Origin of the sequence: uncultured Nostoc sp., from assembly GCF_964245575.1 — a bacterium.
Taxonomy (GTDB): domain Bacteria; phylum Cyanobacteriota; class Cyanobacteriia; order Cyanobacteriales; family Nostocaceae; genus Nostoc.
On sequence record NZ_CAXTNP010000257.1, the window covers coordinates 1 to 11249 of the forward strand.

Below are 11249 nucleotides of genomic sequence, written 5' to 3' on the forward strand. Positions count from 1 at the left end.
ACTCAGGATGGTCTATAGAAGTGGCATCTGAAACCCTGGGCAGAGGGATATATGACTTCAAAGCATGGATTTATAACCCAACCACCAATTCTGCAATACCAATAATTGGTACATATCACACAGAGATAAAATAACATTAATGATTCTTATTTTTTAGAAATATTAAATGATATTTTTTATTACTCATTTAAGATTTTAGTAATGTTCCTTATGTTAAAAAAATTATTTCAACCAAAGATATTTAAGTTCTTTATCGGTGGAAGTTTAGCAGCAGCATTAAATTTGTTACTGATATTTCTCCTCATTGAAAAATTGGGTTTTAATACCCCTATCTTACGAAATATTGCTAATATAGTAACTATTGAAATTTCACTTGTCTTCAGTTTTTTTATCTATAGAACTTGGGTTTGGGCTGGAGGTATTTGGAACCTTAGAGAAGTCTTTTTACGACAACTTCCTCTATACCATGTTTCTGCTGGAGTTGCAGTTATTATTCGCATTTTATTTATCTTCCCTATTCTAGATTGGTTGAAAGTTAACTATGCCATCAACACAGTGATAGGTGCACTTTTGAGCGCATCAATTAACTATTTGATTAGTGATAGTTTCGTATTTAAAACATCAGCACAAAAATCTGATAATAAATCACAATCAAACAGTTCGCCAGATACATATTATCCAGAATCATTTGCTCCAGCTTTCTCACTAAATTCTAGCTTCAGAAAAGCTGAATCAAATAATATAGATATTTCTAAATATGTCAAGACTTTATCAATAGTAATTCCAGCCTACAATGAAGAAGATTGCATAGTTCAAACTGTTCAGGCTATTAGCCAAATTTTGGAACAAGGAAAAATTGACTACGAAATTTTAGTTGTTAATGACAACAGCAAAGATAAAACCGAGGAATTATTACAGCAGATGAATTCTCAGAATCATAAGCTGCGTTATGTAAATAATTATTATCCTAACGGCTTTGGCTTTGCAGTTCGCTGTGGGTTAGAAAATTTTACAGGGGATGCCGTAGCGGTGGTTATGGCAGATAGTTCAGATGCCCCAGAAGACATCATATCTTACTACCATAAACTGCAAGAAGGCTACGATTGTGTTTTTGGCTCCCGCTTCATTAAAGGCGGTAAAGTAATTGACTATCCTGGCCACAAATTAATTGTAAATCGTTTAGCAAACTTTTTTATTCAAATCCTATTTGGCTTGAAATTTAACGACACGACTAATGCATTTAAGATTTATCGTAAAGACGTTATTGAAGGTATTTCTCCATTAGTATCTCACCATTTCAATTTAACAGTAGAAATACCACTCAAAGCCATAGTAAGAGGATATTCTTATACAACTATTCCCATAACTTGGAGAAATAGAACCACAGGAGTTTCTAAGCTAAAGCTAAAAGAAATGGGCAGTCGGTATTTGTTTATAGTTCTGTACATCTGGCTAGAAAAACATTTATCGCGTGGAGATTATCATTTAAGCAAACAAAGACTGCTACTCAATAAAAAATTTAAATAAAATGGCTGAGAATATTCTGATTTTAGGAGGAGCTGGTTTTGTTGGCAGTTCCTTAGCAATTAATTTAAAAAAGCATCACCCATTCTGGAAAATTATATGTTTCGATAATCTCCGAAGGCGTGGTTCAGAGCTAAACCTTCCTAGATTTAAAAATTTAGAAATTGACTTTATTCACGGCGATATTCGCTCTCCTAGCGATTTAGATCCCACAATCTTTAATGTCGTCGATACTATCATTGATTGTTCTGCTGAACCTTCTGTCCTTGCAGGATTTGTCTCTCCACAATACGTCCTGCAAACGAATTTATTAGGAACTATCAATGTTCTTGAACTAGCTAGACAAATCCAGGCTCGTTTACTCTTCCTCTCCACTAGTCGCGTTTATCCAATTGAAACGCTTAAGTCAGTTAACTTAGTAGAACTACCAACCCGCTTTAGCATTGCTCCTGAACAGACAATATCGGGAGTATCTCATCTTGGTATAGCTGAGGAATTTCCACTTCAAAGTTACCGTTCTCTTTATGGTACTACCAAACTTGCCTCGGAAATGCTAATCGAAGAGTATCGGCAAGCTTATGGTATTCAGGCAATAGTCAACCGTTGTGGAGTAATTACAGGGCCTTGGCAAATGGGTAAAGTTGACCAAGGTGTTTTTGTTTTGTGGTTAGCCGCACACTATTTTGGAAGCTCTCTAAGCTACATAGGCTATGGCGGTACAGGTAAACAAGTTAGAGATTTATTGCATATTGAAGATTTGTTAAGTTTGATTAATTATCAATTAGAAAATTTTTCAGAATTTGATGGAGATGTTTTAAATGTCGGTGGTGGTGCTGATAATAGTCTATCTTTATTAGAGACTACTAGATTATGCGAGGCAATTACTGGTAGATCTATTTCTATCAAATCAGAAGAAATAGCCAGGCAAGGTGATATACCCATTTATATTACGGATTCTTCCAAGATAAGCTCGAAGACTGGATGGAAACCAATTATAAATCCAGAACGAACTCTCAGAGATATTTATAACTGGATTCTTGAGTATGAAACAACGCTTAAGCCTATATTATCTTAAACCGTTTAGTGAAAACAAAATTTTTGTTGTCTGAAGGTCTATGAAACAAGATGAATATCTTAAAAAACTTTACTCTAATCGTTTTGACCATCAACAGAGAAGAGCTAAAATATCGCTGTGGAAAACTTTAATTGAGGAGTTCTTACAGAAATATGTGGAAAAAGACTCAGTTATTTTAGATATTGGGGGAGGCTATTGTGAGTTTATTAATAATATTAAAGCCAGAAAAAAATATTTAATCGATCTCAATCCTGATTCTCAAGGATTTGCCAATGCTGATATCAATGTACTAAATCTAGATATTTTGAACATAAGAGAACAGGAGAAAGTAACGGAATGCTTTGATAAAATATTTATTTCCAATTTTTTCGAACATTTAAATAATAAAGAAGAGCTAGTTGAAATTTTGTTATTTTGCTTTAACTACTTGAAACCTGGAGGAGCGATATTAATTATACAGCCAAACTTCAAATATTCCATTAAGGAATATTATGATTTTATCGATCATCAATTACCAATTACCCATCTTTCTCTTCAAGAATTACTACATACTCTTGGATTCAAAATTGATGTTTTAATTCCCAGATTTTTGCCATATTCAACTAAAGGTAGACCAGGGTCGCCTAATCTTTTAAAGCTTTATCTTAAGTTACCATTTATTTGGAATTTTCTAGGAGGACAGATGTTTATCAAAGCATCTAAACCTTTCTAGTTTAACTGTCAGTATAAGACCATTTTATCCTAAACTGTTGATTGTACTATGACGTGAGTTAAAATATTATGCCCACCGTTTTAATTACTGGTTCCTCTGGTCTAATTGGTTCAGAATCCGTTCATTTTTTTGTCCAAAATGGTTTTAATGTTGTGGGTATCGATAATAATATGCGGGCGGTATTTTTCGGTGAATCTGCTTCCACAGAGTGGAATCGTCGTATCCTAGAAGATAAGTACGGTGATAGCTATCGTCACTATGACATTGATATCCGCGATCGCTCCACAATAGAAAACCTATTTCAAGAATATTCCTCCGATATTTCTCTCATTATTCATACAGCAGCACAACCATCCCATGACTGGGCAGCAAAAGACCCCCATACAGATTTTACAGTTAATGCTAACGGCACTTTAGTATTACTAGAAGCAACTCGGCAATACTGCCCTGATGCAATTTTTATATTTACCTCAACTAACAAAGTCTATGGCGATACTCCTAACTATCTACCCTTGCAGGAGTTAGAAAGTCGCTGGGAAATTGAACCAAATCATCAATATACAGAAGGCATTGATGAGTCAATGACAATCGACAACTCCAAACATTCTCTATTTGGTGCTTCTAAAGTTGCCGCAGATATACTAGTTCAAGAATATGGTAAATACTTCGGCATGAAAACTGCTAGCTTTAGAGGAGGTTGCCTGACCGGCCCCAACCATTCTGGTGCTAAGTTGCACGGTTTTCTAGCATATTTAATGAAATGTACTATAACTGGCCAAACGTACACCATTTTTGGCTATCAAGGTAAACAGGTTAGAGATAATATACACAGTTATGATCTTGTCAATGCTTTTTACCATGTTTACCAAAATCCTAGATGTGGAGAGATTTATAATATTGGGGGTTCTCGGCATAGCAATTGTTCTATGTTAGAAGCAATATCAATTTGCGAAAATATCGTAGGTAAAAAGCTGCAATACACTTATACAGAACAGAACCGCTCTGGCGATCATATTTGGTATATTTCAGATGTAAAAAAGTTTCGTTCTCACTATCCAACTTGGGAATATCAATATAATCTTCAACAGATACTAGAGGAGATTTATTATGCTCAAGCATCTAGAAATATTGGTTATTCTAAGACGTTGTTTTAAAAGTATCTAGATATTAATTTTTGTTAGCTCATCATTTAGAATATAGAACCTATAAATCAAGTTGTTACATACATCTAAATAAATGACACCAAAAGTTGCAGCTTACATAACTCTCTATAAGGATAAGCAAGCTGCTAGTAAGTGTGTACAAGCCATTAAATCTCAATCTATACCAATAGATATTGTTTTCGTAGTAGACAATTCCGATAAAGAATTACTAGAACCTGATAAGAGTCTATCAATTTTGATACATCATTATCCTGAAAATATTGGCATTGGCCAAGGTTTGGCACTTGCGCTGGAATGGGGAATAAAGGAAGGTTATGATTTTTTATGGACTTTTGACCAAGACAGTTTACCGACCAAGAATTGTTTGGAAATTCTGTTGAAAATTTACAATAAGTTTTCCCTAGAGTATGGTAACAAGATTGGGATTATTGCTCCTACTGCCATTGATCACAAAACTGCAAAAGTTGTACAAGGAGCAGTTTTTGTAAAAGACCAATTTATAGGTTGCAAGCACAATAAAGATGTTAATTTTTATGAGTGTGACTCTCCTATAACTTCTGGTTCTTTGATTTCCATTGCTGCTGCTAAAACTGTTGACTCTCCTCGTGCAGAATTCTTTATAGATGGAATTGACCTCGACTATGGACTGAGATTACGACAACAGGGATTCCATAATCTAATAGTTACTACAGCTATCATGCATCATAATTTTGGTAATCCACTTAAAGTAAAATTTTTTCAACGAGAAGTGATTATTCACCAATACTCTGCTCTACGTAACTACTACATTACTCGGAACCACACTTACTTAGAAACTCGCTACGCCCAAGGTTTGTATCGACTAACCAGTTGTGGGCGACGCATAAAATATTTACTTCGCAGGATAGTTACAATTTTTATATATGACCCGGAAGAGAAACCCTTAAAAATATGGGCTTGCTTGCTGGGAACATTTCACGGTTTTCAAGGAAAGCTTGGTAAAACTTGGTATTAATATGTTAAAAATAGAATTTAAACGAAGTAATTAATAACATATAATTCTATAAAATTATTTATATCAGCAAATTATTTTAAGTATTTTTCAGAAAACTTAACTGATATTGTAACTCAATTCAACTATAGTGATTTATTTTTTAATCGTTAATTATTATTCTACGAATTTAGTCTTGGAATTAATCAATTCCATACATAAAATAAGCCATGTTAACTATAAAGTAATTATCATCAATAATTCACCCGATGATGATTCTATTGACAATCTCAAAACTGAATATGTATCGATTTTTGATACTGAGACTAATTTAGGTTTTGGTTGTGCTTGTAATTTAGGCTTAAAATGGATCTATATTCAAGATCCCCAAGCGTTTGTTTGGATAATCAATCCAGATGCCTATTTAAAAGAAAATACTTTAGATAAAGTTAAGCCATTTTTTGAATCGCATCCAAAAATCTCAATTCTTGGTACACTTATCTATACACCGACAGGTGAAGTTTGGTTTGCTGGTGGTAGTTTTATTACTAAAACTGGCGCAATCATTACACAAAATAAATTAAAAAACATGGATGTAGACTATGTTTGTTGCGATTGGGTTTCCGGGTGTAGTCTAATCCTTAATTTGAATAATTTTCCTGAATGCCCTTATTTTGATACTGCTTACTTTCTTTATTATGAAGATGTAGATTTTTGTTTACGCTATGCTAATCAAGGACATATAGTTGCCATAAATAATAAGTTTTCAGTGCTGCATCACCCATCAAGTATTACTAATAGGAATGTTTTCAAAAAAATTAGAAGTAGCACGTATAGCTATTTGTTGACAATGGATAAGTATACAAATAAATTTATATTTAGTATTAGATTAACTTTTCAACTATTAAAGGCTATGTTGGCGATTATATTAAAACCACAAGCTGCATTAGGAAAAATTTGTGGTATATGGGATTATCTAATAAGCAACAAGAATAAATAACTTGTTTAATCTACTATTAATATTTTAATAAAACATTTATATGAAAACATTAAAATGGTAATAATTAAATTTAAAATATCTTAATTAGCTTAGACTATCATCATTACTACTAAAAATTTTTATTTAATTAGTTAGTAGAGAGAAATCAAAATCAGACTAAATTATTTTATAGTTAATTATTTCTAATGACATTATTAATCAATCTCTCATTTCTAGTAACTAAACCCACAGGCATCACTACCTACGCTCTCAACCTGCTGCCTCATTTACAACAACTTTATCCTACACTCCTAGTCTCGAAGAATATTCCTGGTTACAACTGTTACCCAGTTCCCCCTAACCAAACCGCAGAACAAGGGGTAAAAGGTCATTTTGCTCGCCTTATTTGGACGCAATTTCAATTGCCACAAATCTATAGAAAGCTTAAATCCCAGATTTTATTTTCCTCGCTTCCAGAAGCACCCCTTTATAGCAATTGTCGCTTTGTGATCACGTCCTTTGACATGATACCGTTGCGCTTTCCCAAACGTTTTTCACCACTCATACCTTACCACCGCTACTACACTCCCCAAGTCCTTAAACAAGCACAACACATTATTTGCATCTCCCAGACTACGGCTGAGGACATCACCAAGTTTTACGGAATTCCTGCAAACAAAATTACCCCCATCCCCCTCGCCTACGATCGCACTCACTTCTCCCCTCTAAATCTACCTACTTGCAACTACTTTCTCTACATTGGTCGCCAAGAACCTTACAAAAACATCCAGCGACTCATCAGTGCTTTTGCTGCGTTACCTAACTGCAAAGACTATGAACTGTGGTTAGCAGGGCCAAGCGATCGCCGTTACACCCCAACTTTAAAAGCGCAAGTTGCAGAACTAGGTATAACTAATCAAGTAAAGTTCCTAGACTATATTCCTTATAGCGAATTGCCAAAAATCATCAATCAAGCGATCGCTCTGGTTTTCCCCAGTCTGTGGGAAGGCTTTGGTTTACCTGTCCTAGAAGCAATGGCTTGTGGTACCCCCGTCATTACCTCCAATCTCTCCTCTTTACCAGAAGTGGCTGGCGATGCGGCGATTCTGATCAATCCCTACAACATTGGAGAAATTACAGAGGCAATGCAAGCTATTACAACTGATTCGGAGTTGCGATCGCGCCTTTCTAACCAAGGTATCACTCACTCCCAACAATTCAATTGGGAAAAAACAGGAAAAGCAACCGTCGAAGTCTTATCCCGCTACCTATAAAAGATAAGCTAATGCCAGGATTTGAGATTTTGTCCCGATTTCAGATTATCTTGACTAATGACTTCTAATTAATCCTCAATCCCAATGAAAGCACTAATTCTCTCTGGTGGTAAAGGTACACGCTTACGTCCCCTCACATACAGTGGAGCAAAACAACTCGTACCAGTTGCTAATAAACCTGTTTTATGGTATGGCATTGAAGAAATGGTTGCTGCTGGTATTACTGATATTGGCATCATCATCAGCCCGGAAACTGGGGCAGAAGTCCAAGCAAAAACCGGAAATGGAGAATACTTTCGAGCGAACATTACCTACATTGTACAAGACCAGCCACTTGGACTTGCTCACGCCGTCCAAATCGCCCGTCCGTTTTTAGGAGATTCTCCCTTTGTCATGTACTTGGGCGATAACCTAATTCAATTAGGTGAGTTACGTTATTTTCTGCAACAATTTAGCCAACAACAGCCAGATGCTTTGATTCTCTTACGTTCAGTTGCTAACCCTAGCGCCTTTGGTGTGGCTGAGGTCGATGAAAGCGGACGGGTATTACAGTTAATTGAAAAACCCAAAGTTCCTCCTTCAAATTTGGCATTGGTAGGGGTTTATTTCTTTTCTCACCTCATCTATGATGCGATCGCAAATATTCAACCTTCCGCTAGAGGCGAACTGGAGATTACTGATGCTATTCAATACCTAATTAATCAGGAAAAACAAGTTTTATCTTACAATATCCAAGGTTGGTGGTTAGATACTGGTAAAAAAGATGACTTATTAGAAGCTAACCGATTGATTCTCGACACCTATCTAACAGCATCAGTTATTGGCGAAGTCGATGCCCAAAGTCAGATTATTGGGCGAGTCCAAATCGGTGCAAAATCTAAAGTAATTAACTGCACAATTCGGGGGCCAGTAGTCATTGGTAGCAATTGTCATTTAGAAAACTGCTTTATTGGCCCTTATAGTAGTATTGCCAACAATGCCACACTCATTGATACCGATTTAGAACACAGCGTGATTTTAGAAGGTGCTAAAATTGCTGGAATTCATCAGCGTATTATTGATAGTGTAATTGGACAAAGGGCACAATTGACTCTTGCACCTCGTCGCCCCAAAGCCTTACGATTTCTAATTGGTGATGACTGTCAAATTGAACTAACGTAATTTACTTATTAAAAACAGGACAAGCCACGGTCGAAGTGCTACCTGTTAGCTGTAAAATACAAGCATTAAATTACTCTCAAAATTAACACTGTGGCGGGTTACTCGAAATAATATTGATGAGCATTGTACATAGCAAAATACCCGAAGTTATACAACTAGAACCTCAAGTATTTACAGACGATCGCGGGTTCTTTTTTGAGGCATACAACGACCGAAAATTTGCTCAAGAGACAGGTATTGTTGCCAACTTCGTCCAAGACAACCACTCCTACTCTAAACAGAACGTTCTGCGTGGACTACACTACCAAATCCAACAACCCCAAGGTAAACTTGTCCGGGCTATTGTTGGTACCATCTTTGACGTAGCCGTAGATATTAGAAAAAGTTCGACTACCTTCGGTAAGTGGGTGGGTTATGAACTCAGTGCTGAGAACAAACGCCTACTGTGGATACCACCAGGCTTTGCTCACGGCTTTCTCGTGCTTTCAGAAATAGCTGAAGTTCTCTACAAAACTACAGATTACTATGTACCCCAAGGCGATCGCACAATTCAATGGAACGATCCAGATTTAGCTATAGATTGGCCTCTAAGTACGCCACCGATTTTATCAGCTAAAGACCAAGCTGGGAAACCTTTGAGAACTGCTGAAGTATTTGATTAAGCTTGGTCATAAACCCTGCTCTTAAGAGACAGTGTATCAAGCTTATGCGCCCTCCTTTATTCGATATGAAGGTGCCCAGATTCAAGCGGAGATTTTGAGGGGGTTTGAACAAGAGATTTTAGACTCTAATTGTTTTAAAGAGTTGGTTGTCGAGCAAACTGCGTGTGAAGTCACCTATAGCATTGATGACTACCTCAAGCTTTTAAGTACCTCTCGGAGACTAAAGCCACAAGCGAAAGAGTTACTATTTGCAGGATTGCGCCAGAAGCTAGAAAAATTTGGAGATAACGTACAACTCTCGTTTCTTTCTGCTGTTCATGTTGCCTGCAAAGCACCCGTGAGAGGTTAAGAGAATTGCACAAATCTAAATATCCAGACTCATGCCGTTGATTGGGTAAAAGACAATGTAGAAGTTCGCCGCAATATGCGACGCCCTAGGCGATTTCGTAATACCCCTTGCGGACAGAATCGCTCAGTAATCAAGCATTCAAAATTTGGATTTTGTTATGTCGTTGGTTGGCAAGAATCTCCAACTAAAAAAGATCCAGCCAGAAAAACAATTAGCTGACATTGCCTAAATACTGGTAAAACGATTAACACAGAATGCATTATCAACTGAGTACAAATTCAAAGGATATTCTTCGTGAAGAGCCACAGCAGTGAAAACTGCCGTTCGGCTTTCCTTTACAGCAATCAAGTCAAGTGCTTTACAGCCGTTTCGAGGATGTTTCTATGATTACGTTAGGTTTGAGAACTAATTAAGATGAGTAAATCAATTTTGCTGATTGGTAGCAACGGTCAAGTGGGTAAGGAACTGCAAAAAATACTCCCATCCTACGGCAATCTTATCTCAGTAGAACGCCCAACAGTAGACCTTGCCCAACCCGATACCCTCCGCAACGTTATCAGATCAAAACAGCCGCAAATCATCATTAACGCTGCTGCTTACACTGCTGTAGACAAAGCAGAAAGCGAACCCGAACTTGCTAGCGCTATTAATGCGATCGCACCCCTAATTATTGCCCAGGAAAGCCAAAAATTAGGAGCTTTTCTAATTCATATTTCGACCGATTATGTTTTTGATGGTAATGGGTATCGCCCTTACCAGGAAACCGATGCGACTAATCCCTTGAGTATTTATGGTAAAACCAAACTTGCTGGAGAAGAAGCAATTCGGGAAACTTGCGCCCATCACCTCATCCTCCGCACCGCTTGGGTTTATGGAACCTTTGGCAAAAGTAACTTTGTCAAAACCATGCTGCGACTAGGTGCAGAACGCCAAGAACTCCGTGTCGTCGCCGATCAAATAGGTAGCCCGACTTGGGCGCAAGATATAGCCACAGTTATAGCCCAAATAATTCCCCACTTAACCCCAGAAATTAGCGGTAGTTATCACTACACTAATAGCGGCATTGCTAGCTGGTATGATTTTGCCGTCGCCATTTTTGAAGAAGCACAACAGTTAGGCTTCCCTTTGAAAGTTGATCGTATTGTCCCCATTACAACCGCCGAATATCCCACACCAGCCCGTCGCCCTGCCTATTCTGTGCTTGCTTGTGGAAAAATTTCAGCAATTTTAGAAACACATCCGCCCCATTGGCGACAAAGACTCCGGCAAATGCTTCAAGATTGGGTATTGGGTACTGGGGATTGGGAATTGGGGATTGGAAAGACTCTTCCCTAGTCCCCAGTCCCTAGTCCCCAGTCCCTAGTCCCCAGTCCCTAGTCC

Annotated in this window: 11 protein-coding genes; all 11 read left to right on the forward strand. The window is 37.3% G+C overall.

The genetic code is table 11. The features are described 5' to 3' along the window. Nucleotides 1-210: 210 nt before the first annotated feature. The 11 genes from ACFFAP_RS29980 (at nucleotide 211) to rfbD (ending at nucleotide 11204) form a co-directional block, all read left to right on the forward strand. The gene (locus tag ACFFAP_RS29980) at nucleotides 211-1527 is read left to right on the forward strand and encodes a glycosyltransferase (protein ID WP_375514625.1); all 1317 of its coding nucleotides are present in this window, start codon (nucleotides 211-213) and stop codon (nucleotides 1525-1527) included. Between the two features lies 1 nt (nucleotide 1528). Beyond that, nucleotides 1529-2599 (forward strand): NAD-dependent epimerase/dehydratase family protein, encoded by a 1071-nt coding sequence (locus ACFFAP_RS29985; RefSeq protein ID WP_375514626.1) that lies wholly within the window; start codon nucleotides 1529-1531, stop codon nucleotides 2597-2599. A 40-nt stretch (nucleotides 2600-2639) separates the two neighbouring features. Further along, nucleotides 2640-3311 carry a class I SAM-dependent methyltransferase gene (locus ACFFAP_RS29990; protein WP_375514627.1) on the forward strand — a complete coding sequence of 224 codons (672 nt, stop codon included), beginning with the start codon at nucleotides 2640-2642 and terminating at the stop codon, nucleotides 3309-3311. 68 nt (nucleotides 3312-3379) lie between these two features. Continuing rightward, nucleotides 3380-4465 (forward strand): NAD-dependent epimerase/dehydratase family protein, encoded by a 1086-nt coding sequence (locus ACFFAP_RS29995; protein ID WP_375514628.1) that lies wholly within the window; start codon nucleotides 3380-3382, stop codon nucleotides 4463-4465. An 82-nt stretch (nucleotides 4466-4547) separates the two neighbouring features. Further along, a complete protein-coding gene (locus tag ACFFAP_RS30000; RefSeq protein WP_375514629.1) occupies nucleotides 4548-5468 on the forward strand; it encodes a glycosyltransferase in 921 nt (306 codons plus the stop codon). A 127-nt stretch (nucleotides 5469-5595) separates the two neighbouring features. After that, nucleotides 5596-6444 carry a glycosyltransferase gene (locus tag ACFFAP_RS30005; RefSeq protein ID WP_375514630.1) on the forward strand — a complete coding sequence of 283 codons (849 nt, stop codon included), beginning with the start codon at nucleotides 5596-5598 and terminating at the stop codon, nucleotides 6442-6444. Nucleotides 6445-6629: 185 nt separating this feature from the next. After that, nucleotides 6630-7697: a glycosyltransferase family 4 protein gene (locus tag ACFFAP_RS30010; protein WP_375514631.1), complete on the forward strand. Its 1068-nt coding sequence runs from the start codon at nucleotides 6630-6632 to the stop codon at nucleotides 7695-7697. 84 nt (nucleotides 7698-7781) lie between these two features. After that, a complete protein-coding gene (locus ACFFAP_RS30015) occupies nucleotides 7782-8858 on the forward strand; it encodes a glucose-1-phosphate thymidylyltransferase (protein WP_375514632.1) in 1077 nt (358 codons plus the stop codon). A 116-nt stretch (nucleotides 8859-8974) separates the two neighbouring features. Beyond that, nucleotides 8975-9520, forward strand: coding sequence for a dTDP-4-dehydrorhamnose 3,5-epimerase (rfbC, locus tag ACFFAP_RS30020; RefSeq protein ID WP_375514633.1), 546 nt, complete (start codon nucleotides 8975-8977; stop codon nucleotides 9518-9520). 31 nt (nucleotides 9521-9551) lie between these two features. Further along, a complete protein-coding gene (locus ACFFAP_RS30025) occupies nucleotides 9552-9869 on the forward strand; it encodes a hypothetical protein (protein ID WP_375514634.1) in 318 nt (105 codons plus the stop codon). Between the two features lie 414 nt (nucleotides 9870-10283). After that, complete coding sequence (gene rfbD, locus ACFFAP_RS30030; protein ID WP_375514635.1) at nucleotides 10284-11204, forward strand: dTDP-4-dehydrorhamnose reductase; 921 nt, start codon at nucleotides 10284-10286, stop codon at nucleotides 11202-11204. Nucleotides 11205-11249 lie beyond the last annotated feature (45 nt).

Bases quoted from the DNA above. Each gene is read 5' to 3' on its own strand.
- ACFFAP_RS29980 (WP_375514625.1), top strand. From the start codon at position 211: ATGTTAAAAAAATTATTTCAACCAAAGATATTTAAGTTCTTTATCGGT.
- ACFFAP_RS29985 (WP_375514626.1), top strand. From the start codon at position 1,529: ATGGCTGAGAATATTCTGATTTTAGGAGGAGCTGGTTTTGTTGGCAGT.
- ACFFAP_RS29995 (WP_375514628.1), top strand. From the start codon at position 3,380: ATGCCCACCGTTTTAATTACTGGTTCCTCTGGTCTAATTGGTTCAGAA.
- rfbC (WP_375514633.1), top strand. From the start codon at position 8,975: ATGAGCATTGTACATAGCAAAATACCCGAAGTTATACAACTAGAACCT.
- ACFFAP_RS29990 (WP_375514627.1), top strand. From the start codon at position 2,640: ATGAAACAAGATGAATATCTTAAAAAACTTTACTCTAATCGTTTTGAC.
- ACFFAP_RS30000 (WP_375514629.1), top strand. From the start codon at position 4,548: ATGACACCAAAAGTTGCAGCTTACATAACTCTCTATAAGGATAAGCAA.
- ACFFAP_RS30010 (WP_375514631.1), top strand. From the start codon at position 6,630: ATGACATTATTAATCAATCTCTCATTTCTAGTAACTAAACCCACAGGC.
- ACFFAP_RS30015 (WP_375514632.1), top strand. From the start codon at position 7,782: ATGAAAGCACTAATTCTCTCTGGTGGTAAAGGTACACGCTTACGTCCC.
- rfbD (WP_375514635.1), top strand. From the start codon at position 10,284: ATGAGTAAATCAATTTTGCTGATTGGTAGCAACGGTCAAGTGGGTAAG.